The following is a 23,688-nucleotide window of genomic DNA, read 5'->3' as shown; positions in this document are numbered from 1 at the left end:
TTTTGATCATCACCCATACCAGAAAGCACAAAGGCCACCCGAAGGTGGCCTTTGCCTGGTAAAGCGTCAGCTAAGCGCGAAGCTTACTTGACAGCCCAACCAGTCAGCTCGGCCAGGGCCTTGCCGATGTCCGCCAGCGAACGCACGGTTTTCACGCCTGCGTCTTGCAGTGCAGCGAATTTCTCGTCTGCAGTGCCTTTGCCGCCGGAGATGATTGCGCCAGCATGGCCCATGCGCTTGCCAGCAGGGGCAGTCACACCAGCGATGTAGGAAACAACCGGCTTGGTCACGTGTGCCTTGATGTAGGCAGCCGCTTCTTCTTCAGCCGAACCGCCGATCTCACCGATCATCACGATCGCTTCGGTCTTCGGGTCTTCCTGGAACAGCTTCAGGATGTCGATGAAGTTGGAGCCCGGGATCGGGTCACCACCGATGCCGACGCAAGTCGACTGACCGAAACCGGCGTCAGTAGTCTGCTTCACAGCTTCGTAGGTCAGGGTGCCGGAACGGGAAACGATACCGACTTTACCTGGCAAGTGAATGTGACCTGGCATGATGCCGATCTTGCATTCGCCTGGAGTGATCACGCCTGGGCAGTTAGGGCCGATCAGGACTACGCCCAGCTCGTCGCACTTAACTTTAGCGTCCAGCATGTCCAGGGTAGGAATGCCTTCGGTGATGCACACGATCAGCTTGATGCCGCCGAATGCCGCTTCCAGGATGGAGTCCTTGCAGAAAGGAGCTGGAACGTAGATCACGCTGGCGGTGGCGCCAGTGGCAGCTACAGCGTCTTTCACGGTGTTGAACACTGGCAGGCCCAGGTGCTCGGTGCCGCCTTTGCCCGGAGTTACGCCGCCAACCATCTTGGTGCCGTATTCGATGGCTTGCTGGGTGTGGAAACTACCTTGCGAACCGGTAATACCCTGGCAGATAACTTTGGTGTCTTTATTGATCAGGACGCTCATTATTTGCCCTCCGCAGCTTTGACAACTTGTTGAGCAGCGTCGGTCAGGCTGGTAGCCGCGATGATGTTCAAACCGCTTTCTGCCAGTACTTTAGCGCCCAGTTCAGCGTTGTTACCTTCAAGGCGAACAACAACCGGGATTTTAACGCCGACTTCTTTCACTGCACCGATGATGCCTTCGGCAATCATGTCGCAACGAACGATGCCGCCGAAGATGTTGACCAGTACTGCAGCGACATTGGCGTCGGACAGGATGATCTTGAAGGCTTCGGTTACGCGTTCTTTGGTAGCACCACCACCTACGTCGAGGAAGTTGGCTGGTTTGCCGCCATGCAGGTTGACGATGTCCATGGTACCCATGGCCAGGCCGGCACCGTTGACCATGCAACCAATGTTACCTTCCAGGGCTACGTAGTTCAGTTCGAACTTGGCAGCGTGCGCTTCGCGCGGATCGTCTTGCGACGGATCGTGGAAAGTCTTCAGCTTAGGCTGACGGTACATGGCGTTGGCGTCGATGTTGATCTTGGCGTCCAGGCAGTGCAGATCGCCGTCAGCCTTGATCACCAGCGGGTTCACTTCCAGCAGGGCCAGATCGTGATCCTGGAACAGTTTGGCCAGACCTACGAAGATCTTGGCGAACTGGGCAACTTGCTTGCCTTCCAGGCCCAGCTGGAAAGCCAGCTCGCGACCCTGGAATGGCTGAGCGCCAACCAGTGGGTCGATAGTGGCTTTCAGAATTTTTTCTGGGGTTTCGTGAGCGATCTTCTCGATGTCCACGCCACCTTCGGTGGAGGCCATGAACACGATACGGCGGCTCGAACGGTCAACGACAGCGCCCAGGTACAGCTCTTTAGCGATATCAGTGCACGATTCAACCAGGATCTTGGTGACTGGTTGGCCATTGGCATCAGTCTGGTAAGTCACCAGACGCTTGCCCAGCCACTGCTGTGCGAAGGCCTTGGCGTCTTCTTTGCTGCGAACCAGCTTGACGCCGCCCGCTTTACCGCGACCACCGGCGTGAACCTGGGCTTTGACGACCCATTCAGTGCCGCCAATTTTGTCGCAAGCTTCTGCTGCTGCTTCCGGGGTGTCTACTGCGTAGCCCTTGGAAACTGGCAGGCCGTATTCAGCGAACAGCTGCTTACCCTGATACTCGTGAAGATTCATGCTTTTTACCGTCTTCGTTAGGTACTGCGCATTCGGCGCTGCGCTCATTATGAGTGCCGCGCCACCTGTGACTGCTGCTTGCACAACTTGCAGGGCTCAAGGCCCGTAAAGCTGCGCAAGGCTGCGTCCGGCGGATATTCCGCGGTGAGTCTTGCGCACAAGGCTCACGACGGGCAACTCCGCCGTGGTTTCTTATTATCTCGCTTAGCGCTTCTTCTTGTTGGCGATGTGGATGGCGCCGCCATTCACTGCCAACGCGGCTTCATGCAGCGCTTCGGACAGGGTCGGATGGGAGAAGACCATCATACCCAGGTCCTCGGCACTGGTGCCGAATTCCATACCGATCGCGCCTTGCTGAACCAGTTCTGCAGCGCTTGGGCCAATCACGTGGACGCCCAATACGCGGTCAGTCTTGGCATCAGCGATGACTTTGACAAAACCACCGGTGTCGTTGGCTGCCATGGCACGGCCAGAAGCGGCAAACGGGAAGGTGCCGACGTTAACTTCAACGCCTTCAGCTTTCAACTGCTGTTCGTTCTTGCCGACCCATGCAATTTCCGGGTGGGTGTAGATAACCGATGGGATCAGGTCGTAGTTCATCTGGGTTTTGTGGCCCTTGATGCGCTCGACAACCATGATGCCTTCTTCGGAGGCTTTGTGCGCGAGCATCATGCCGCGAACCACGTCGCCAATGGCGTAGACGCCAGGCACGGTGGTAGCGCAGTGATCGTCAACGTGGATGAAGCCACGCTCGTCGATGTTCACGCCGCTGTCAGCCGCCAGCAGGTCGGTGGTCACTGGACGGCGACCCACGGCTACGATCAGCTTGTCGAAAGTGATGGTCTTTTCACCATCCTTGTCGGTGTAGTTGACGACAACTTCTTCACCGTTGACTTTCGAACCGGTCACGCGAGCGCCCAGCTTGATGTCCAGACCTTGCTTGGTCAGGGTTTTCAGCGCTTCCTTGGACACAGCCGTGTCGGCAGCCAGCAGGAACGTGTCCAGGGCTTCCAGCACAGTCACTTCAGCGCCCAGACGGGACCATACCGAACCCAGTTCCAGGCCGATTACGCCAGCGCCGATCACGCCCAGGCGTTTTGGCACAGCCTGGAATTCCAGGGCGCCGGTCGAATCAACGATCACCTTCTGGTCAACTGGAGCGGGTGGAATGTCGATTGGACGCGAACCTGGTGCCAGGATCACGTTTTCGGCTTCGATGACTTCCACCGAACCGTCCGGCTTGGTGATTTCGACTTTCTTGCCGGCCAGCAGCTTGCCGTGGCCCTGGATCGAAGTCACGCCGTTGGCCTTGAACAAGGTGGCAACGCCGGAAGTCAGGCCTTTAACGATGTTGGCTTTACGGCCGACCATTGCGGGTACGTCCATGGTGACGCCAGCATGGTTGATACCGTGGATCGCGAAACCATCCTGGGCTTCGTGGAATTTCCAGGAGCTGTCCAGCAGCGCCTTGGAAGGAATGCAACCAACGTTCAGGCAAGTACCGCCCAGTGCCAGTTTGCCTTCCTTGTCGGTGTATTTTTCGATGCAAGCAGTCGAGAGGCCCAGTTGTGCGGCCTTGATGGCGGCAACATAGCCGCCAGGACCTGCACCAATCACAACAACGTCAAATTTCTGCGACATGAAAATAGTTCCTCTATTTAGCAGCAAGCTTTCAAGCCGCAAGCTCCAGGCCAGGCCGCCTTATCCGGCAACCTGCCCGAAGCCTGCAGCTGCTTCTATCAGATATCCAGCAGCAGACGAGCCGGGTCTTCCAGCAGGTTCTTGATGGTCACCAGGAAAGTCACGGCTTCTTTACCATCGATCAGGCGGTGATCGTACGACAGCGCCAGGTACATCATCGGGCGGATCACGACTTGGCCGTTGATGGCCATCGGACGCTGGATGATGTTGTGCATGCCCAGGATCGCAGCTTGTGGCGGGTTGACGATCGGAGTCGACATCATCGAACCGAAGGTACCACCGTTGGTGATGGTGAAGGTACCACCGGTCATCTCGTCGATGGACAGCTTGCCGTCACGGGCTTTCTTGCCGAAGGTGGCAATGCCGCCTTCGATTTCAGCCAGGCTCATCAGCTCGGCGTTACGCAGAACCGGTACGACCAGGCCACGATCGCTGGAAACGGCAACGCCGATGTCCGCGTAGCCGTGGTAAACGATGTCGCTGCCGTCGATCGACGCGTTGACTGCCGGGAAGCGCTTGAGTGCTTCGGTGGCCGCTTTCACGAAGAACGACATGAAGCCCAGGCGCACGCCGTTGTGGCTCTTCTCGAACAGATCCTTGTACTTCGAACGCAGTGCCATGACTTCGGTCATGTCGACTTCGTTGAACGTGGTCAGCATCGCCATGTTCGACTGCGCTTCTACCAGGCGCTTGGCCACAGTGGCGCGCACGCGGGTCATCGGTACGCGCTTCTCGGTGCGGTCGCCGGCAGCGAACACTGGAGCAGCGGCAGCCGGTGCGGCAGCCTTGGCAGGTGCGGCGGCCGGAGCGTTCTTCTTGGCTTCAACAGCAGCAACCACGTCTTCCTTGGTGATGCGACCGTCTTTGCCGGTGCCTTTGACGGAAGCCAGGTTGATGCCGTTCTCTTCAGCCAACTGGCGCGCAGCCGGTGCAGCGATCGGGTCTTCAGCGCCAGCAGCCGGGGCGGCAGCTGGAGCCGACGCAGCCGGTGCGGCAGCGGCGGCAGGAGCAGGAGCGGCAGCAGCGCCGCCCTCTTCGATCGAGCCCAGGACCTGGTTCGACAGGACGGTAGCGCCCTCTTCAGCAACGATCGCGCCCAGCACGCCGTCAGCCTCGGCCAATACTTCCAGTACGACTTTGTCAGTCTCGATGTCGACGATCAGGTCGTCACGCTTTACAGCGTCGCCAGGTTTCTTGTGCCAGGTGGCAACGGTGCCATCGGCAACCGATTCCGGGAATGACGGGGCTTTGATTTCGATAGCCATTATCTGTGGGTCCTTAAAATTCGGTTTCAGTCAGCGCGAAGGCGTTAAACAGTGAAAGCATCTTGCAGCAGTTTTTCCTGCTGCTCGGCGTGCATCGACGCATAACCACACGCAGGTGCAGCAGATGCATCACGGCCGGCGTACTCCAGGCCCAGGGCCTTGTTGTGGTTACCGATGCTGCGACGCAGGTGATGCTGGCTGCTGTACCACGCGCCCTGGTTCATCGGTTCTTCCTGGCACCACACCACGTTAGTGAGGTTGGTGTAAGGCGCGATGGCCTCCATCAGGTCGTCTTCCGGGAACGGGTAAAGCTGCTCGATACGCACGATGGCGATGTCTTCGCGGCCTTCGGCACGGCGTTTTTCCAGCAGATCGTAGTAAACCTTGCCGCTGCACAGGATCAGGCGAGTGACCTTGGCTGCGTCCAGCGTATCGATTTCTGGAATCACGGTCTGGAACGAACCATCGGCCAGATCTTCCAGGGTCGAGATGGCCAATTTGTGACGCAACAGCGATTTCGGGGTCAGCACTACCAGCGGCTTGCGCAGCGGGCGGATCACCTGGCGACGCAGCAAGTGGTAGATCTGGGCCGGGGTGGTCGGCACGCACACCTGGATGTTGTGCTCGGCGCACAGTTGCAGGTAGCGCTCCAGACGGGCCGAGGAGTGCTCCGGCCCCTGACCTTCATAACCGTGCGGCAGCAGCATGGTCAGACCGCACAGGCGGCCCCACTTGTGCTCACCGCTGGTGATGAACTGGTCGATCACCACTTGGGCACCGTTGGCGAAGTCGCCGAACTGGGCTTCCCAGATCACCAGCGCGTTTGGCGTGGTGGTGGAGTAACCGTATTCGAACGCCAGTACGGCTTCTTCGGACAGGAACGAATCGTACAGGTCGAAACGTGGCTGGCCTTCGTACAGGTGCTTGAGCGGAATGTAGGTACTGGCGTCTTTCTGGTTGTGCAATACCGCGTGACGGTGCGAGAACGTACCACGGCCGATGTCCTGGCCGGTCATGCGGATCGGGTGACCTTCGAACGCCAGGGTCGCGTACGCCATGGTTTCGGCGTAACCCCAGTTGATCGGCAGGCCGCCAGCTTGCATCTTCTGACGGTCTTCGTAGATCTTCGCAACCTGGCGCTGCACCACGAAACCTTCTGGAATTTCCAGCAGCTTGGCGGACAGTTCCTGCAGGGTCTTGAGGTCGAACGTCGTGTCGTGACGCGCAGTCCAGGCATGGCCCAGGTATGGGCGCCAGTCCACGAACAGCTCTTTGTTCGGCTCTTTAACCAGGCTTTTCACTACGTGCAGACCATTGTCCAGCGCGTTGCGGTATTCATCGACTTTCGCCTGAACACGCGCATCGTCTACCACACCGGCCTTGATCAGGTTGTCGGCGTACAGCTCACGGGTGGTGCGCTGCTTGGTGATCTGCTGGTACATCAACGGCTGGGTGCCGCTTGGCTCGTCCGCTTCGTTGTGACCGCGACGGCGGTAGCAAACCAGGTCGATCACCACGTCACGCTTGAATTGCATGCGGTAGTCGACAGCGAGCTGGGTCACGAACAGCACGGCTTCCGGATCATCACCATTCACATGGAGGATCGGCGCCTGGATCATCTTGGCAACGTCGGTGGCGTACTCGGTGGAACGCGCGTCCAACGGGTTGCTGATGGTGAAGCCCACCTGGTTGTTGATGACGATGTGAACGGTACCGCCGGTCTTGAAGCCGCGAGTCTGCGACATCTGGAAGGTTTCCAGGACCACGCCTTGACCGGCGAATGCCGCGTCACCGTGGATGGAAATCGGCAGAACCTTCTCACCGGTGGCGTCGTTACGACGGTCCTGGCGAGCACGCACCGAACCCTCGACCACTGGAGAAACGATTTCCAGGTGGGATGGGTTGAAGGCCATGGCCAGGTGAACTTCACCGCCGGTGGTCATTACGTTGGACGAGAAGCCCTGGTGGTATTTAACGTCACCGGAACCCAGCTCGACCTTCTTCTTGCCTTCGAACTCGTCGAACAGTTCACGCGGGTTCTTGCCGAAGGTGTTGACCAACACGTTCAGGCGACCACGGTGAGCCATGCCGATCACGATTTCCTTGGTGCCGTAGGAACCGGAACGCTGGATCAGCTCGTCGAGCATCGGAATCAGGCTTTCGCCGCCTTCCAGGCCGAAACGCTTGGTGCCTGGGTATTTGGTGCCCAGGTATTTTTCCAGGCCTTCGGCGGCGGTTACGCGCTCGAGCAAGTGGCTGCGCACATCGGCGGACAACACCGGACGGCCACGCACGCCTTCCAGGCGATGCTGGAACCAGTGACGCTGCTCGGAATCGGTGATGTGCGTAAACTCAGCGCCGATGGTGCGGCAATATGTCTGCTGCAACGCTTCGTGAATTTCGCGTAGGCTCGCTTCCTCTTTGCCGATGAACAGGTCGCCGGCACGGAAGGTCGTATCAAGATCGGCATTGGTCAAGCCGTAATGATTGATCGACAGGTCAGCAGGTGCAGGACGCTTCCAGAGCCCCAGCGGGTCAAGCTGGGCCGCCTGGTGGCCACGCATCCGGTAGGCCTGGATCAGTCGCAGTACTTCAACTTGCTTCTTCTCGTGCTCACTGCTCACGCTGCCGGCGGAAACCGGTTGGGCGCGGCGCTGGTTCTTTGCCAGCAGCACAAACTGATCGCGAATTGTTGCATGCGATACATCGGTGGCAGCGTTGCCGTCTGAAGACAACGTCTGAAATTTGGTGCGCCATTCTTCTGGCACAGCGTTAGGGTCGTGCAGGTAGAGCTCATAAAGCTCTTCCACATAGGCAGCGTTACCACCTGAAAGATAGCCGCTGTTCCACATGCGCTGCATCACGCTTTCTTGCATGCTTGGTCACCCTCGGTTAGGGGACACCACCGGCGAAGACACCGAGTCTGCTTGCAAAAGGCCGAGTGCAGCGACCAAAACAAGCCACTTAGGATCACGCTGATAGTCCGGGTACCAACCCGGATGCCCCTGCTTGTCTCATTTCTTCAAAATAAGAGCCGCGACCTTGTAAGTCGCTGCTCAGGTTAAAACTACGGCGCCGGTTGAAGCCTGCGCCGCAGCATCTACGGGCACAACGGTCCTGCTTTGCTACAACGTCGCTTACACGCCGCTTTGCAGCAGCATGTTACGGATGTGACCAATGGCCTTAGTCGGGTTCAGGCCTTTGGGACATACGTTGACGCAGTTCATGATCCCGCGGCAGCGGAATACGCTGAACGGGTCATCCAGTGAAGCCAGACGCTCGGAGGTCTTGGTATCACGGCTGTCTGCCAGGAAGCGATAAGCTTGCAGCAGAGCGGCTGGACCCAGGAATTTGTCCGGGTTCCACCAGAAGGACGGGCACGAAGTCGAGCAGCAAGCGCACAGGATGCACTCGTACAGACCGTCGAGCTTTTCACGCTCTTCCGGGGACTGCAGACGCTCGATGGCCGGAGCCGGCGTGTCGTTCTGCAGGAACGGCTTAACTTTCTCGTATTGCTTGTAGAAGATGCTCATATCGACGACCAGGTCACGGATAACCGGCAAACCTGGCAGAGGACGAACGATCAGCTTGTTGCCTTTCACCACGGCGGACAGCGGCGTGATGCACGCCAGGCCATTCTTGCCGTTGATGTTCATGCCGTCGGAGCCACAAACGCCCTCGCGGCAAGAGCGACGATAGGAGAAACCTTCGTCCTGCTCTTTGATCAGTGCCAATACATCCAGCACCATCAGGTCTTTACCACCGGTATCGACCTGGAACTCCTGCATGAACGGCGCAGCGTCCTGATCAGGGTTGTAGCGATAAACACTGACTTTCAACATGGCAGCCACCCTTAGTAAGTCCGAATCTTCGGTTCAAACGTCGGAACCGTCTTCGGCGAGAAGTTCACGGCACGCTTGGTTACGCGCTTGTCACCCGGGAAGTACAGGGTGTGGCACAACCAGTTTTCGTCGTCGCGATCTTCAAAGTCTTCACGGGCGTGGGCACCACGGGATTCTTTACGAACCTCGGCGGCGATCGCAGTCGCTTCAGCCACTTCCAGCAGGTTTTGCAGCTCAAGGGCTTCGATACGGGCAGTGTTGAACGCCTTGCTCTTATCGTTGATCTTGACGTTGGCGATGCGCTTGCGCAGGTCAGCCAGCTGAGCAATACCCTTCTGCATGTATTCGCCGGTACGGAATACACCGAAGTAGTTCTGCATGCAGCTTTGCAGCTCGCGACGCAGGGTAGCCACGTCTTCGCCATCGGTACGCTCGTTCAGAGCGTTCAGGCGCGCCATGGCCCGGTTGATGTCGGCTTCGGTCGCGTCGTCGTAATGGATACCGTCGGTCAGCGCCTTTTCCAGGTGCAGGCCGGCAGCGCGGCCGAATACCACCAGGTCGAGCAGCGAGTTGCCGCCCAGACGGTTGGCGCCGTGTACCGATACGCAAGCCACTTCGCCTACGGCGAACAGACCGTGGATGATCTCGTCCTGGCCGTCGGCATTCTGGGTGATCGCCTGGCCGTGAATGTTGGTCGGCACGCCGCCCATCATATAGTGGCAAGTCGGAACAACCGGAACCGGGGCAACTACCGGGTCAACGTGGGCGAAAGTCTTGGACAGTTCGCAGATACCTGGCAGGCGGCTGTGCAGTACTTCTTCACCCAGGTGATCGAGTTTCAGCAGTACGTGGTCGCCATTCGGGCCACAGCCGTTACCGGCGATGATTTCCTTGACCATCGAACGGGCCACGACGTCACGACCGGCAAGGTCTTTGGCGTTCGGAGCGTAACGCTCCATGAAACGCTCGCCATGCTTGTTGATCAGGTAACCACCTTCACCACGGCAACCTTCGGTCACCAGTACACCGGCGCCGGCAATACCGGTCGGGTGGAACTGCCACATTTCGATATCTTGTACCGGCACGCCAGCACGCAGAGCCATGCCGACGCCGTCACCGGTGTTGATCAGGGCGTTGGTGGTCGAAGCGTAGATACGGCCTGCGCCCCCTGTCGCCAGAACGGTAGCGTTGGCGCGGATGTAGGTGGTTTCACCGGTTTCGATGCAGATGGCGATCACGCCGACGAATGCACCGTCGGCGTTCTTCACCAGATCCACCGCGTAGTACTCGTTCAGGAACGTGGTACCGGCTTTCAGGTTGCCCTGATAAAGGGTGTGCAGCAGCGCGTGACCGGTACGGTCGGAAGCGGCGCAGGTACGGGCAGCCTGCCCGCCCTTGCCGTAATCCTTCGACTGACCGCCGAATGGACGCTGGTAGATACGGCCTTGCTCGGTACGGGAAAACGGCAGACCCATGTGGTCCAGCTCGAACACCGCGGCCGGGCCTTCCTGACACATGTATTCGATAGCGTCCTGGTCACCGATGTAGTCGGAACCCTTGACGGTATCGTACATGTGCCAGCGCCAGTCATCGTTCGGGTCGGCGGAGGCGATGGCGCAAGTGATGCCACCCTGGGCCGATACGGTGTGAGAACGAGTCGGGAACACCTTGGTGATCACGGCAGTCTTGTGACCGCCCTGGGCCAGCTGCAGCGCTGCGCGCATGCCCGCACCGCCGCCACCAATAATGATGGCGTCGAAGGAAATAGTTGGAATGTTAGCCATGAATCAGATACCCCAAAGAATCTGCACACCCCAGACGAAGTAAGCGAACATCGCGACGCCGCATACTGCCTGGAAGAGGAAACGTACTGCGGTCGCGGACTTGCCCAGCGCCATCGGCGTCAGGTAGTCGGTCGCGATGGTCCACATGCCGACCCAGGCGTGAGCGCCCAGGGCTACAAGGGCCAGCAGACTGAAGATTCGCATCGCATTATGGGAAAACAGGCCGTGCCATTGCTCATAGCCGATGCCCGGATTTGCGACGAGGTATCCGATCAGGAAAATGAAATAAGCCGCGAGAACGACCGCAGACACACGCTGTGCCATCCAGTCATAGAGGCCCGAACGCGAAAGGTTCGTAACGCTGGTTACCATATCCAAACTCCTGCCAGAACGATCAGCACCACGGAAATGGCGATGATGATTTTCGAGCCCAGGCGGCCGCCTTCCAGCGTCTCACCGATACCCGCATCCATGATCAAGTGGCGCACACCGGCTACCAGGTGATAAAGCAGAGCGGACAGGAGGCCCCATGCTACGAACTTGGCCAGCGGGCTGGTCAAGCATGCCTTCACCTCGGCGTATCCTTCCTCGGAACCCAGGGATTTGCTCAATGCATAAAGCATGATGCCCAAGCCCAGGAAGAGGATGATGCCGGAAACACGGTGCAGGAACGACGTAACGCCGGTGATGGGGAGTTTGATGGTCCTTAGGTCTAGGTTTACAGGTCGTTGGCTATTCACGGCTTTTTTTCACACTGAAGAGCCCCTAACAATCAGGGCAAAGTTGTTGGGGAGTGCACTGGTCAGGTAACCACCACCCAGGGATGCGACCCCCATCAAATCAGGCCCAAAAGCCCCTGGCGGTCGGAGGCCGAGTATAGACAGTTAGGTTACTAATGACAACGCGCACTCCTCACCCGAATAGCGCATTGCTTTAACCGGATAAAAGGCGTAAATGGCAGGCAATTTCGACGAAAAAGTATGGTTAAAGCCTTCTGGAGCAAGACTTTAGGCAAATTGACATCTGAATTTATCTCACTATAGTGGTGCGGGCCCTGCGTGGGGGGTCTGTCTGATGATTTGAAGCATAAATAGGAGGCCACATGGCTGACAAAAAAGCGCAGTTGATCATCGAGGGCGCAGCCCCCGTCGAGCTGCCCATTTTAACCGGCACCGTTGGTCCCGATGTAATCGACGTACGGGGCCTGACGGCCACGGGCCGTTTCACATTCGACCCAGGCTTCATGTCGACCGCCTCTTGCGAGTCGAAGATCACCTATATCGATGGGGATAATGGCATCCTGCTGCATCGGGGCTACCCGATCGAGCAACTGGCTGAGAAGTCGGACTACCTGGAAACCTGCTATTTGCTGCTAAATGGCGAATTGCCAACCGCCGAGCAGAAAGCCAAGTTTGTCAGTAACGTCAAGAACCACACCATGGTTCACGAGCAGTTGAAGACCTTCTTCAACGGTTTCCGTCGCGATGCCCACCCGATGGCGGTCATGTGTGGCGTGGTCGGCGCCCTGTCGGCCTTCTATCACGACTCCCTGGACATCAATAACCCGCAGCATCGCGAAATCTCCGCGATCCGCCTGGTTGCCAAGATGCCGACCCTGGCCGCGATGGTTTACAAGTACTCCATGGGTCAACCCATGATGTACCCGCGCAACGACCTGTCGTACGCGGAAAACTTCCTGCACATGATGTTCAACACCCCGTGCGAGATCAAACCGATCAGCCCGGTACTGGCCAAGGCGATGGACCGGATCTTCATCCTCCACGCCGACCACGAGCAAAACGCCTCCACTTCTACCGTACGCCTGGCCGGCTCTTCGGGTGCCAACCCGTTCGCCTGTATCGCCGCCGGTATCGCCGCATTGTGGGGCCCTGCCCACGGCGGTGCGAACGAAGCCGTATTGACCATGCTCGATGAAATCGGCGATGTCTCCAACATCGACAAGTTCATCGCCAAGGCCAAGGACAAGAACGATCCGTTCAAGTTGATGGGCTTCGGTCACCGCGTCTACAAGAATCGCGACCCGCGTGCCACCGTGATGAAGCAGACCTGCGACGAAGTGTTGAAGGAACTGGGCATCAAGAACGACCCGCAACTCGAACTGGCCATGCGCCTGGAAGAGATCGCCCTGACCGACCCTTACTTCATCGAACGCTCGCTGTACCCGAACGTCGACTTCTACTCGGGGATCATCCTCAAGGCGATCGGCATTCCAACCAGCATGTTCACCGTGATCTTCGCTCTGGCGCGGACCGTGGGCTGGATCTCCCACTGGAAAGAAATGCTCTCCAGCCCGTACAAGATTGGCCGCCCGCGCCAGCTGTACACCGGCTACGAGTCGCGTGACATTACCAAGCTGGAAGATCGCAAGTAAGCACCGACTGCTTGTTGCAATGAAAACGGCCTCCCTTCGTGGAGGCCGTTTTTGTTTGTGTCGGCTGACCTGTTCGTTCCCACGCTCCGCGTGGGAAAGCATACCGGGGCGCTCTGCGTCCCAAGGCGTGACGCAGAGCATCACAAGAGGCATTCCCACGCAGAGCGTGGGAACGATCAAAACCAGTCGCGTGACATTCCGAAGCTGGAAAATCGCAACCAAGCCGATCGTTCCCACGCTCCGCGTGGGAATGCATACCGGGGCGCTCTGCGTCCCAAGGCGTGACGCGGAGCGTCTCAAGAGGCATTCCCACGCAGAGCGTGGGAACGATCAAAACCAGTCGCGTGATATTACGAAGCTGGAAAATCGCAACCAAGCCGATCGTTCCCACGCTCCGCGTGGGAATGCATACCGGGGCGCTCTGCATCCCAAGGCGTGACGCAGAGCATCACAAGAGGCATTCCCACGCAGAGCGTGGGAACGATCAAAACCAGTCGCGTGATATTACGAAGCTGGAAAATCGCAACCAAGCTGATCGTTCCCACGCTCCGCGTGGGAATGCATACCGGGGCGCTCTGCGTCCCAAGGCGTGACGCAAAGCGTCACAAGAGGCATTCCCACGCAGAGCGTGGGAACGATCAAACGCCAGGCCAAAAAAATGCCCCGGCCTTTCGACCGGGGCATTCTTATCCAGCGCCAACCTTAGTGATTGACCGCCCCGCTCGCCCCCAGGCCAGTCTGCGAACGCACAAACTGCGGGAAGAACAGCGCACGCTCCTTCTCTGCCGCCGCCGACTTGTCGGTGATGGAGAAGAACCAGATGCCGATGAACGCAATGATCATCGAGAACAGCGCCGGGTATTCATACGGGAAGATAGCTTTTTCATGGTGCAGGATCGAGACCCAGATGGTCGGACCGAGGATCATCAGGCCGACAGCACTGACCAGCCCCAGCCAGCCGCCGATCATCGCGCCACGGGTCGTGAGCTTTTTCCAGTACATGGAAAGCAGCAGTACCGGGAAGTTACAGCTGGCAGCAATCGAGAACGCCAGGCCGACCATGAACGCAATGTTCTGGCTTTCGAACAGAATACCCAGGCCGATCGCCAAGACACCCAAGGCCACGGTGGTGATCTTCGACACGCGAATCTCATCTTTCTCGTTGGCCTTGCCCTTCCTGATCACGCTGGCATACAGGTCGTGTGACACCGCAGACGCACCGGCCAGGGTCAGGCCCGCGACCACCGCCAGGATGGTGGCGAAAGCCACGGCCGAGATGAAGCCCAGGAAGATACTGCCACCCACCGCATTGGCCAGGTGCACCGCCGCCATGTTATTGCCACCCAACAAGGCGCCTGCCGCATCCTTGAACGCCGGGTTGGTGCTGACCAGCAGGATCGCGCCGAAGCCGATGATAAAGGTCAGGATATAGAAGTAGCCGATGAAGCCCGTGGCATACAGCACGCTCTTACGCGCTTCCTTCGCGTCGCTGACGGTGAAGAAGCGCATCAGGATATGCGGCAGGCCGGCGGTCCCGAACATCAGGGCCAGGCCAAGGGAGAAGGCGGAGATCGGGTCTTTGACCAGGCCGCCGGGGCTCATGATCGCTTCACCTTTAGGGTGGACCTTGATCGCCTCGGAGAACAACGTATTGAAGTCGAAGTTGACGTGCTTCATCACCATCAGCGCCATGAACGAGGCACCGGACAGCAACAGCACCGCCTTGATGATCTGCACCCAAGTGGTCGCCAGCATGCCGCCGAACAGCACATACAGGCACATCAGGATACCCACCAGGATCACCGCAACGTGGTAATCCAGGCCGAACAGCAACTGGATCAACTTGCCCGCACCCACCATCTGCGCGATCAGGTAGAACGCGACCACCACCAGCGAGCCGCAGGCCGACAGGCTGCGGATCTGGGTTTGGCCCAGGCGATAGGACGCCACGTCGGCAAAGGTGTACTTGCCCAGGTTACGCAAGCGCTCGGCGATCAGGAACAGGATGATCGGCCAGCCCACGAGGAAGCCGATCGAGTAGATCAACCCGTCATAACCCGAGGCGTAGACCAGTGCGGAAATGCCCAGGAAGGACGCTGCCGACATGTAGTCACCGGCAATCGCCAGGCCATTCTGGAACCCGGTGATCTTGCCGCCGGCCGCATAGTAGTCGGCCGCCGACTTGTTGCGCTTGGACGCCCAGTAAGTGATGCACAGGGTCGCGCCGACAAAGGCGATAAACATCACGATCGCCGAGATGTTCAGCGGTTGTTTGTGCACTTCGCCGGTCAATGCATCCGCAGCCCAAACAGCTGGAGCTAACAGCGAAGCGCCGAATACTGCCAATAGACGCCGGATCATTGCGCAGCCTCCTTGAGAATCGCATTGTTCAGGTCGTCAAATTCGCCATTGGCCCGGCGCACATAAATGCCGGTCAGGATGAAAGCGGACACAATCAATCCGACGCCCAAGGGAATGCCCCACGTAATCGAGGAGCCAGGACTGATCTTGGCGCCCAGCACTTGCGGTCCATAGGCAATCAACAGGATGAAAGCGGAGTAAAGCCCAAGCATGATCGCCGAGAGAATCCAGGCGAATCTTTCCCTTTTTCTCACCAGCTCCTTGAAACGCGGGCTGTTTTGAATCGAGAGGTAAATGCTGTCGTTCATTGTTTTTATCCTCGCAGCACAGCTTTTTATTATTGGAACGTATCCACTGTATGCGGCTCTGGAACAGGTTCCAGACGACCTTAGTATTAGAGGGAGTGTAGCGAGGGTTTTCGAGGGTGCAGGAGGATTTGCAGAGGGGGGGATACCCCTGTGGGAAAGGGCAAGCCCCCCTCCCACAAGGTTAAATCAGAGAATATTACTTAGCGGTCCACTCAGCGACGCGCTCAGGGTGCTTGGCCACCCAATCCTTGGCCGCGGCATCAGGCTTGGCACCTTCCTGGATCGCCAGCATGACTTCGCCGATTTCGTCCTTGGAGGCCCACTGGAATTTCTTCAGGAAGGCCGCGACTTCCGGCGCTTTCTTCTCCAGGCCCTTGCTGCCGATGCTGTTGACGGTTTCAGCAGCGCCATAAACGCCCTTTGGATCGTCCAGGAAGCGCAGTTTCCATTTGGCGAACATCCAGTGCGGCACCCAACCGGTGACGGCAATGGATTCCTGCTTGTCTTCGGCACGGGTCAGTTCGGCGATCATCGCCGCGCCCGAGCTGGCTTGCAGCTTATAGTCCAGACCGTATTGCTTGATGGCTTCGTCGGTCTTGAGCATCACGCCTGAACCGGCATCGATGCCGACGATCTTGTTCTTGAAGGTCGTATCAGTCTTGAGGTCTTCGATGGATTTGGCCTTGACGTACTCCGGCACGATCAGGCCGATCTTCGCATCCTTGAAGTTGGGGCCGTAGTCGACCACCTTGTCTTTGTTCTTGGCCCAGTACTCACCGTGGGTCACAGGCAGCCACGCGGAGAGCATGGCGTCGAGCTTGCCGGTGGCGACGCCCTGCCACATGATCCCGGTGGCGACGGCTTGCAGCTTCACGTCGTAACCGAGTTTTTCCTTGATCACCTCTGCCGCCACATGAGTAGTGGCAACGCTGTCGGACCAACCGTCCACATAGCCGATGCTCAGGGTTTTGCTGTCGGCGCTGGCCAGTGTGGAGCTCATCGCAACTACCAGAGTGGCAGCTGCGCCCAAGAGTCGTCGCATCTTCATAATACTTCCCCGAAAGTGCTGCGCCCGACGGATGCCGGGCGACATCAACCTGTGTTGTTTTAGGGTGCGCCGCGCGCCCTTCACGCGCATCGATCCGGATGTTGCGGCATCAGTGGAGTGCTGACCTTGCGATAATCAACCTGCCGGGGTGTTGGACCTGCTCTGTCAGCGACCTTGTACGAGCAAGAAACGACATCACATAGCCAGTAGGACGCTTTGTCTTACCTGACGTCAAAATCCCGCCCGAACTTTGCATGTCAAAATCATGCAGCCCACTGAAACGGGCTAAATCGGGGTAAGATGCGCGCCTTTGCTCCCCAGATAAGCTGACCATGCCCGCGACTGCCCGCATTCCTGCCCTGCCCTACTTTTTCGCTTTGTTCCTCGGCTTGCTTGCCATCGTCGGCTATTGGTACGGCATCGGCCGGCCCGTGGTGCTGCCGGACGTCGCCAGCGCCACACACAAGATGCAGTGCGCGTCCTACACGCCCTTCGATAAAGACCAATCGCCCTTTGACCAGCCATTCAAGCTGCGCCCCGAGCGCATGGATGCCGACCTTGCGCTGCTGGCCACGCGCTTTGAATGCATCCGCACCTACTCGATGACCGGCCTGGAAGCGTTGCCGGACATGGCGCGCAAACACGGGCTGAAGTTAATGGCCGGCGCCTGGGTCAGCAGTGACCCGATTGCGACTGAAAAAGAAGTCGACGAACTGATTGCAGCCGCCAACGCCAACCCCGACGTGATCACCTCGGTGATCGTCGGCAACGAGGCCTTGTTGCGCAAGGAAGTCACGGCCAGGCAACTGGTCACGCTGATCCATAAAGTCAAAAGCCAGATCAAGCAGCCGGTCACCTATGCCGACGTCTGGGAATTCTGGCTGAAACATCCGGAAATCGCCCCGGCAGTGGACTTCCTGACCATTCACCTGCTGCCGTACTGGGAAGATGATCCTTCCGGCATCGACCAGGCTCTCAAGCATGTCGGTGATGTACGCCAGACCTTTGGCAACAAGTTCGCCCCTAAAGATGTACTGATCGGCGAAACCGGCTGGCCCAGCGAAGGCCGCCAGCGCGAAACGGCTGTGCCGAGCCGGGTCAACGAAGCCAGGTTCATGCGCGGTTTCGTGGCCATGGCCGAAGCCAATGGCTGGCGCTACAACTTGATCGAAGCCTTCGACCAGCCGTGGAAACGCGCCAGTGAAGGCGCCGTCGGGGGCTACTGGGGCTTGTTCGATGCCGATCGCCAGGACAAAGGCATCCTCGCCGGCCCGGTGAGCAATGTGCCGTACTGGCCGCTGTGGCTCGGCGTAGGTGGCCTCATCCTGCTGGGCAGCCTGACGCTGGGCGGGCGCGTTCGCAGCCCTCGCAGCGCCCTGGTGCTGCCATTGCTCGGTGCCGTCGCAGCCTGCTCCATCGGCACCTGGGCGGAACTGACCCGCGTGACCGCACGCTTCAATGATGAATGGGTATGGGCAGGCTTGCTGGTGGTGTTGAACCTGCTGGTGCTGGCCCACGCCGCCCTCGCCCTCAGCGCCCGTCAGGGCTGGCGCGGGCGAGCCTTCAACTGGCTTGAGCAGCGTGCCGGCTGGCTGATCGCAATCGCCGGGTTTGCAGGGGCGGTGATGATGCTGGCGCTGGTGTTCGACCCGCGTTATCGCAGCTTTCCGAGTGCGGCGCTGGTGCTGCCGGCCCTGGTGTATCTGGTACGCCCGGTGACCGGGCCACGCCGGGAGATTGCCCTGCTGGCCTTCATCATCGGAGCCGGCATTGCGCCGCAGCTGTACCGCGAAGGGGTGTTGAACCAGCAGGCTTGGGGTTGGGCGGTGGTCAGCGTGCTGATGGTTGCAGCTTTGTGGCGTTGCTTGCGGGTGCGCAAGGTCTGAAACTGCTATCGGGAGCAAGCCCCCTCCCACAGTTGAATGCATTTGCCTGAGGCAATGAAGTCCACTGTGGGAGGGGGCTTGCTCCCGATAAGGCCCTATCAGACGCCGCGCGGCTTGCGGACCAACCGCAGCCCGGCAATCACCACCGCAAATACCGCAAACGTCGTGTTGTACAACGCCAACGCCGGCAACCCGAACACCATCCCCAACACAGCCAGCCCCCACCCCGCGCGACCCGGCACAAAGAACGCCAGCACCGACGCCACCAACGCTGCCCAACCCAGCACCTTGAAGTGAATCATCAACCCCAGGTTGGAGCGCAACTGGCATTCCCAGCGGCTGGCTTCATCGACGCAAATACCCACCCACCGGCCATCCTCCATGAAACCGTAGCGAGCGCCATAACTGGCGGCCAACCATAACGGCAGGGCAATAAGCAGCAGGATCAGCGGCAAACGACGAGACATGGGGCACTCCGATAGACAAAAACGGCGCCCAGCTTAATGCTCCGACGCCCATTGGCAAGGTACAAACATACAATTAGTGTTCAGCAGGGCCTGGCAAAGTGTATCGTCTGGCTGCTACACCCCCGATTCCTACGTTATTTTCCGATATTTCGTGCCGTGTGATGGCACTTCGGCGACAGGGCGGTGGTCATAGCCTGCGATCTTCATTCAGCACGTTTCCTCTTAGGGATTAAGTCATGCTCCGTTCCTTGCGCTGTGCGGCCCTGTTGGGCAGCCTATTTTTGAGTGCGTCAGCACTGGCGGTCGATATCGACCAAGCCACCTATGGCTACCCTTTGACCAACCCGTTTGAAGCGACCATCGCGACGACACCGCCCGACCTGCGGCCAAAGCTGCCGAGCAACGATGAGATCAACCAGTCCGACTACAGCCTGACCATGCGCCCGGAGCGTGAGTTCAGCCTCCCGGACAACTTCTGGGCCGTCAAGAAGCTCACCTACCGTATCGCCAAGCAAGACCGCGCCGCGCCGCTGATCTTCCTGATTGCCGGCACCGGCGCTCGGTATGACAGCAGCCTCAACGAATACCTGAAAAAGCTCTACTACCAGGCCGGCTACCACGTGGTGCAGCTCTCCTCGCCCACCAGCTTCGACTTCATCGCGGCCGCCTCTCGCTTCGCCACCCCGGGCATCACCCAGGAAGACGCCGAAGACATGTACCGGGTGATGCAAGCGGTGCGCGCGCAGAATGCGTCGCTGCCCGTCACTGACTACTACCTGTCCGGCTACAGCCTGGGCGCGCTGGACGCGGCATTCGTCAGCAAACTCGACGAAACCCGGCGCAGCTTCAACTTCAAGAAAGTGCTGTTGCTCAACCCGCCGGTCAACCTCTACACCTCGATCACCAACCTCGACAAACTGGTACAGACCGAGGTGAAGGGCATCAACAACACCACCACCTTCTATGAGCTGGTGCTGGGCAAGCTGACCCGCTACTTCCAGCAGAAGGGCTACATCGACCTCAACGACGCCCTGCTCTATGACTTCCAGCAATCCAAGCAACACCTGACCAACGAACAGATGGCCATGCTGATCGGCACCTCGTTCCGTTTCTCGGCGGCCGACATTGCGTTCACTTCGGACCTGATCAACCGTCGCGGCCTGATCACCCCGCCGAAATACCCCATCAGCGAAGGCACCAGCCTCACGCCCTTCCTCAGGCGTGCGCTGCAATGCGACTTCGATTGCTACCTGACCCAGCAGGTCATCCCGATGTGGCGCGCGCGCACCGACGGCGGCAGCCTGTTGCAACTGGTCGACCAGGTCAGCCTTTACGCCCTCAAGGACTACCTGCACAGCAGCCCGAAAATCGCGGTCATGCACAACGCCGACGACGTGATTCTCGGCCCTGGCGACCTCGGTTTCCTGCGTCAAACCTTCGGCGATCGCTTGACCGTCTACCCGCTGGGCGGCCACTGCGGCAACCTCAATTACCGCGTCAACGCCGACGCCATGCTGGAGTTCTTCCGTGGCTAAATATCTTTTGCTGCTCGCCGCCTTGATGTGCGCGGGCGTGGCCAACGCCGACAACAGCAAGGCCCACGAGCCGATCAAGGTTGACTCCGATGGCTTCAAGGAGCCGCTGTCCAAGCTCAAGTTCAACCCCGGCCTGGACCAGCGTGAGTTCGAACGTTCCTCGCTGACCGCGCTCAACGTCTACGACCCGCTGGAATCGTGGAACCGCCGCGTCTACCACTTCAACTACCGGTTTGACCAATGGGTGTTCCTGCCCGTGGTCGACGGTTATACCTACATCACTCCACGCTTCCTGCGTACCGGCGTGAGCAACTTCTTCAACAACCTGGGCGACGTGCCCAACCTGTTGAACAGCCTGCTGCAGCTCAAGGGCCACCGCTCCCTGGAAACCACCGGGCGCCTGCTGCTCAACACCACCATCGGCATCGCCGGCCTCTGGGACCCGGCCACCGCCATGGGCCTGCCACGCCAGAGCGAAGACTTCGGCCAGACCCTGGGCTTCTACGGCGTGCCCGGCGGCGCGTACCTGGTACTGCCGATCTTCGGCCCATCGAACCTGCGCGACACCACCGGTCTGATCGTCGACTACGGCGCCGAAACCGAGGTCAACTTCCTCAACGTGTCCAAGGTCAGCGAAAACCACCCGGAAATCTGGGCCCTGCGCGCAGTCGACAAGCGTTACCAGACCAGCTTCCGTTATGGGCAGATGAACTCGCCGTTCGAATACGAGAAGGTGCGGTACATCTATACGGAATCGCGCAAGTTGCAGATTGCCGAATAAACGCCCCCCCAAAAAAAGAGGCCATTGCATTGAATGGCCTTTTTTATTGCGGCTGAGATAAACCAGATTTTTCGACTCACCGGCGCCAAACCCAACGACACGCCAACAGCCCAAGCGAATGCGCATGGGCTCAGCATCAAGACTGACTATTTCAGTCGTAACACCCGCGCCGCAGGGCTGCGCAAGGATTCTTGAGCGTCGCGCAAGGCCGGTGCTACCATGCCCGACCGCCTGTCTTGGCAAGGAATCAACTGGTTTATGAGCAGCATTCGCGAGCGCAACAAAGAAAAGATCCTGCGGGCGGCCAGCGAGGAGTTCGCCGACAAAGGCTTCGCCGCGACCAAAACCAGTGACATCGCCGCCAAGGCCGGGCTGCCCAAGCCCAACGTCTATTACTACTTCAAGTCCAAGGACAACCTCTACCGCGAGGTGCTCGAAAGCATTATCGAGCCGATCCTGGCCGCTTCCACGCCGTTCAACCCGCAGGGTGCCCCCAAGGAAGTGTTGAGCAATTACATCCGCTCGAAAATCCGCATCTCCCGCGACCTGCCCTTTGCCTCCAAAGTGTTCGCCAGCGAAATCATGCACGGCGCGCCGCACCTCAGTGCCGACCAGGTCGAGCAGCTTAATGCCCAGGCCAAGCACAATATCGATTGCATCCAGAGCTGGGTGGAACGCGGCCTGATCGCAGCCATCGACCCCCATCACCTGATGTTCAGCATCTGGGCGGCGACGCAGACCTATGCGGACTTCGACTGGCAGATCTCGGCAGTGACCGGCAAGGCCAAGCTGGATGAAGCCGATTATGAGGCAGCGGCGCAGACGATTATCCGGTTAGTGCTCAAAGGCTGTGAGCTGGACTGATACACCGAGTGGCCTGTGCCGTCGGGAGCAAGCCCCCTCCCACAATTTTTACTGTGCTCACAGTTAAATGTGGGAGCAACTGTCTAAATGGATTCAATTCAGAAGTCATATTCATAGGCAGCAAGACTCCCACAGCTCTAGGCCATGCAATGCTGAACGAAAGAGCTGCTGCCGTGCTAAGCGGTGTGCTCTTTCCATTCAGTGCCGTCACGCAGCATCGCGTTCAGGCGTACCAATAAAACGCGCATACAGGCGATCAGTGCAACCTTGGCGCATTTACCTTTATCACGTAACAACTGGTATCGAGCTTGGAATTCCGGCTGGTCCCGAATGATCACCCAGCAGGCCATATACAGTGAGCGGCGGGCTGCAAATCTTCCGCCACTAATGTGGCGTGCACCTTTGTGCTTTCCGCTGTCGTTGTTGTAGGGCGCGAGGCCTGCAAGTGCCGCGATCGGGCGTCCCCCGATTTCGCCCAACTCGGGAAGGTAAGCCATAAGGCTGCTGGCCGTAATCAGCCCAATTCCCTTGACCGAGCACAGTCGAGCCACCTTTTCGCGATCTAGCTCGTTCGCACTTTGACGAATCAGCTGATTTATCGCTTCCACTGCTGCGCTCAAATACTCGATATGGCTCTGCAATGCAGGCTTCACCGCATCGCAGGACGCCGTTTTCAGGCGCCGCCTGTCGTCATCTCTTTGCTGAACAAAATGCTCTCGCTGCTGGACCAATGCGCGCAGTCTTTCATGCTCAGGGCTTGTGATTCGGGCGCTTGGCGAGTCTATGACGGCTGCAAATTGTGCAAGAGACTTTGCGTCTATCGGGTCGGTTTTGGCTTTTTGGCCCATCGCTCTGGAAAACGCTTTGGCGCGACGAGGGTTAACGCAAATGACCTGAAGGCCAGCCGCTTGCGCCGCTTTAACAACGTTTCGCTCGTAACCGCCCGTCGCTTCCACCAACACGCGGCTGACCTGGTAAAGCCGCAGCCATCCAATCAGCGCCGGCAAATCTTTCTCAGTATTTGAACAACTTACCCCAGCCTCAAGTAAATGAATCCGAGCCTCGAGGCTGTCTTTGGAAACATCAATGCCTGCTGAATAGGAAAACATGGCCAAATCCTCTTACACTCAGGGTGAGAGCGCTCTGGCTTGGCCCACGCTTGTAACTGTTCGAGGTGGGCTCGTTCAACTGTTCGGGCTCATGTCCAGAGCGGAGAGGTGAGTAGCAGCATGGGCTCCCACACGTGCTTTGAGCACTCGGGGCATTCAGCTTGCTACTCACCGCTCTCACCCTCAGTTTATTCCTGACTTAAGACACAAGGGG

Annotated in this window: 20 protein-coding genes; 6 read left to right on the top strand and 14 right to left on the bottom strand. The window is 58.7% G+C overall.

Annotated elements, in window-relative coordinates; translation table 11 throughout:
• Positions 1–83: 83 nt before the first annotated feature.
• From sucD to sdhC, 9 genes are all read right to left on the bottom strand, one after another.
• Positions 84–965 carry a succinate--CoA ligase subunit alpha gene (gene sucD, locus C9383_RS06280; RefSeq protein ID WP_003172813.1) on the bottom strand — a complete coding sequence of 294 codons (882 nt, stop codon included), beginning with the start codon at positions 963–965 and terminating at the stop codon, positions 84–86.
• A complete protein-coding gene (sucC, locus tag C9383_RS06275; protein WP_060754516.1) occupies positions 965–2,131 on the bottom strand; it encodes an ADP-forming succinate--CoA ligase subunit beta in 1,167 nt (388 codons plus the stop codon). Before sucC ends, sucD begins: the two co-directional genes overlap by 1 nt.
• Positions 2,132–2,335: 204 nt before the next feature.
• Entirely contained in the window at positions 2,336–3,772 is a 1,437-nt protein-coding gene (lpdA, locus tag C9383_RS06270) for a dihydrolipoyl dehydrogenase (RefSeq protein WP_090365957.1), read from the bottom strand.
• A gap of 98 nt (positions 3,773–3,870) precedes the next feature.
• Positions 3,871–5,097 carry a 2-oxoglutarate dehydrogenase complex dihydrolipoyllysine-residue succinyltransferase gene (gene odhB / locus C9383_RS06265; RefSeq protein ID WP_060754518.1) on the bottom strand — a complete coding sequence of 409 codons (1,227 nt, stop codon included), beginning with the start codon at positions 5,095–5,097 and terminating at the stop codon, positions 3,871–3,873.
• A gap of 44 nt (positions 5,098–5,141) precedes the next feature.
• Positions 5,142–7,973 (bottom strand): 2-oxoglutarate dehydrogenase E1 component, encoded by a 2,832-nt coding sequence (locus C9383_RS06260; RefSeq protein ID WP_090365959.1) that lies wholly within the window; start codon positions 7,971–7,973, stop codon positions 5,142–5,144.
• Between the two features lie 261 nt (positions 7,974–8,234).
• Positions 8,235–8,939 carry a succinate dehydrogenase iron-sulfur subunit gene (locus C9383_RS06255; protein ID WP_003172807.1) on the bottom strand — a complete coding sequence of 235 codons (705 nt, stop codon included), beginning with the start codon at positions 8,937–8,939 and terminating at the stop codon, positions 8,235–8,237.
• An 11-nt stretch (positions 8,940–8,950) separates the two neighbouring features.
• A complete protein-coding gene (gene sdhA, locus C9383_RS06250) occupies positions 8,951–10,723 on the bottom strand; it encodes a succinate dehydrogenase flavoprotein subunit (RefSeq protein ID WP_060754520.1) in 1,773 nt (590 codons plus the stop codon).
• A 3-nt stretch (positions 10,724–10,726) separates the two neighbouring features.
• Positions 10,727–11,095, bottom strand: coding sequence for a succinate dehydrogenase, hydrophobic membrane anchor protein (gene sdhD / locus C9383_RS06245; RefSeq protein WP_003172805.1), 369 nt, complete (start codon positions 11,093–11,095; stop codon positions 10,727–10,729).
• Complete coding sequence (sdhC, locus tag C9383_RS06240; RefSeq protein ID WP_016979564.1) at positions 11,089–11,463, bottom strand: succinate dehydrogenase, cytochrome b556 subunit; 375 nt, start codon at positions 11,461–11,463, stop codon at positions 11,089–11,091. Before sdhC ends, sdhD begins: the two co-directional genes overlap by 7 nt.
• Positions 11,464–11,825: 362 nt before the next feature.
• Between sdhC and gltA the strand changes: the two genes are divergently transcribed.
• Positions 11,826–13,115 carry a citrate synthase gene (gltA, locus tag C9383_RS06235; RefSeq protein ID WP_060754521.1) on the top strand — a complete coding sequence of 430 codons (1,290 nt, stop codon included), beginning with the start codon at positions 11,826–11,828 and terminating at the stop codon, positions 13,113–13,115.
• A 702-nt stretch (positions 13,116–13,817) separates the two neighbouring features.
• Here the strand turns inward: gltA and C9383_RS06215 are convergent.
• The 3 genes from C9383_RS06215 to C9383_RS06205 all read right to left on the bottom strand — a co-directional run bounded on the left by C9383_RS06215 (position 13,818) and on the right by C9383_RS06205 (position 16,832).
• A complete protein-coding gene (locus tag C9383_RS06215) occupies positions 13,818–15,476 on the bottom strand; it encodes a cation acetate symporter (protein ID WP_060754522.1) in 1,659 nt (552 codons plus the stop codon).
• The gene (locus C9383_RS06210) at positions 15,473–15,784 is read right to left on the bottom strand and encodes a DUF485 domain-containing protein (protein WP_003190001.1); all 312 of its coding nucleotides are present in this window, start codon (positions 15,782–15,784) and stop codon (positions 15,473–15,475) included. Before C9383_RS06210 ends, C9383_RS06215 begins: the two co-directional genes overlap by 4 nt.
• Positions 15,785–15,980: 196 nt before the next feature.
• Positions 15,981–16,832, bottom strand: a complete 852-nt coding sequence (locus C9383_RS06205; RefSeq protein ID WP_060754523.1) for a glycine betaine ABC transporter substrate-binding protein — start codon at positions 16,830–16,832, stop codon at positions 15,981–15,983.
• Between the two features lie 332 nt (positions 16,833–17,164).
• On the opposite strand from C9383_RS06205, the gene C9383_RS06200 reads away from it, so the two are divergent.
• Positions 17,165–18,718, top strand: a complete 1,554-nt coding sequence (locus tag C9383_RS06200) for a glycoside hydrolase family 17 protein (protein ID WP_090365962.1) — start codon at positions 17,165–17,167, stop codon at positions 18,716–18,718.
• Positions 18,719–18,816: 98 nt separating this feature from the next.
• Here the strand turns inward: C9383_RS06200 and C9383_RS06195 are convergent, their stop codons facing one another.
• Positions 18,817–19,185: a hypothetical protein gene (locus C9383_RS06195; protein WP_090365963.1), complete on the bottom strand. Its 369-nt coding sequence runs from the start codon at positions 19,183–19,185 to the stop codon at positions 18,817–18,819.
• A 236-nt stretch (positions 19,186–19,421) separates the two neighbouring features.
• Between C9383_RS06195 and C9383_RS06190 the strand changes: the two genes are divergently transcribed.
• The 4 genes from C9383_RS06190 (at position 19,422) to C9383_RS06180 (ending at position 22,365) form a co-directional block, all read left to right on the top strand.
• A complete protein-coding gene (locus C9383_RS06190; protein ID WP_060754526.1) occupies positions 19,422–20,720 on the top strand; it encodes a serine/threonine protein kinase in 1,299 nt (432 codons plus the stop codon).
• On the top strand, positions 20,713–21,501 hold the full coding sequence (locus tag C9383_RS06185) for an MlaA family lipoprotein (RefSeq protein WP_060754527.1): 789 nt from the start codon (positions 20,713–20,715) through the stop codon (positions 21,499–21,501). The genes C9383_RS06190 and C9383_RS06185 overlap by 8 nt, the downstream gene beginning before the upstream one ends.
• Positions 21,502–21,534: 33 nt before the next feature.
• Positions 21,535–21,696 (top strand): hypothetical protein, encoded by a 162-nt coding sequence (locus tag C9383_RS28110; protein ID WP_159438925.1) that lies wholly within the window; start codon positions 21,535–21,537, stop codon positions 21,694–21,696.
• Positions 21,697–21,759: 63 nt separating this feature from the next.
• Positions 21,760–22,365, top strand: coding sequence for a TetR/AcrR family transcriptional regulator (locus C9383_RS06180; RefSeq protein WP_060754529.1), 606 nt, complete (start codon positions 21,760–21,762; stop codon positions 22,363–22,365).
• A gap of 176 nt (positions 22,366–22,541) precedes the next feature.
• On the opposite strand, the gene C9383_RS06175 is transcribed toward C9383_RS06180, so the two are convergent.
• A complete protein-coding gene (locus C9383_RS06175) occupies positions 22,542–23,474 on the bottom strand; it encodes an IS110 family transposase (protein WP_090365966.1) in 933 nt (310 codons plus the stop codon).
• Positions 23,475–23,688: the final 214 nt, after the last annotated feature.

This window comes from Pseudomonas palleroniana, assembly GCF_003031675.1.
Lineage (GTDB): Bacteria > Pseudomonadota > Gammaproteobacteria > Pseudomonadales > Pseudomonadaceae > Aquipseudomonas > Aquipseudomonas palleroniana.
The sequence above is the reverse complement of the archived record's forward strand: the minus strand, read 5'-3'. Positions and strand labels throughout refer to the sequence as shown.

Coding starts and splice junctions, on each gene's coding strand:
- sucD (WP_003172813.1), bottom strand. CDS start 965: ATGAGCGTCCTGATCAATAAAGACACCAAAGTTATCTGCCAGGGTATT.
- sucC (WP_060754516.1), bottom strand. CDS start 2,131: ATGAATCTTCACGAGTATCAGGGTAAGCAGCTGTTCGCTGAATACGGC.
- lpdA (WP_090365957.1), bottom strand. CDS start 3,772: ATGTCGCAGAAATTTGACGTTGTTGTGATTGGTGCAGGTCCTGGCGGC.
- odhB (WP_060754518.1), bottom strand. CDS start 5,097: ATGGCTATCGAAATCAAAGCCCCGTCATTCCCGGAATCGGTTGCCGAT.
- C9383_RS06260 (WP_090365959.1), bottom strand. CDS start 7,973: ATGCAAGAAAGCGTGATGCAGCGCATGTGGAACAGCGGCTATCTTTCA.
- C9383_RS06255 (WP_003172807.1), bottom strand. CDS start 8,939: ATGTTGAAAGTCAGTGTTTATCGCTACAACCCTGATCAGGACGCTGCG.
- sdhA (WP_060754520.1), bottom strand. CDS start 10,723: ATGGCTAACATTCCAACTATTTCCTTCGACGCCATCATTATTGGTGGC.
- sdhD (WP_003172805.1), bottom strand. CDS start 11,095: ATGGTAACCAGCGTTACGAACCTTTCGCGTTCGGGCCTCTATGACTGG.
- gltA (WP_060754521.1), top strand. CDS start 11,826: ATGGCTGACAAAAAAGCGCAGTTGATCATCGAGGGCGCAGCCCCCGTC.
- C9383_RS06215 (WP_060754522.1), bottom strand. CDS start 15,476: ATGATCCGGCGTCTATTGGCAGTATTCGGCGCTTCGCTGTTAGCTCCA.
- C9383_RS06210 (WP_003190001.1), bottom strand. CDS start 15,784: ATGAACGACAGCATTTACCTCTCGATTCAAAACAGCCCGCGTTTCAAG.
- C9383_RS06205 (WP_060754523.1), bottom strand. CDS start 16,832: ATGAAGATGCGACGACTCTTGGGCGCAGCTGCCACTCTGGTAGTTGCG.
- C9383_RS06200 (WP_090365962.1), top strand. CDS start 17,165: ATGCCCGCGACTGCCCGCATTCCTGCCCTGCCCTACTTTTTCGCTTTG.
- C9383_RS06195 (WP_090365963.1), bottom strand. CDS start 19,185: ATGTCTCGTCGTTTGCCGCTGATCCTGCTGCTTATTGCCCTGCCGTTA.
- C9383_RS06190 (WP_060754526.1), top strand. CDS start 19,422: ATGCTCCGTTCCTTGCGCTGTGCGGCCCTGTTGGGCAGCCTATTTTTG.
- C9383_RS28110 (WP_159438925.1), top strand. CDS start 21,535: ATGGCCTTTTTTATTGCGGCTGAGATAAACCAGATTTTTCGACTCACC.
- C9383_RS06180 (WP_060754529.1), top strand. CDS start 21,760: ATGAGCAGCATTCGCGAGCGCAACAAAGAAAAGATCCTGCGGGCGGCC.
- C9383_RS06175 (WP_090365966.1), bottom strand. CDS start 23,474: ATGTTTTCCTATTCAGCAGGCATTGATGTTTCCAAAGACAGCCTCGAG.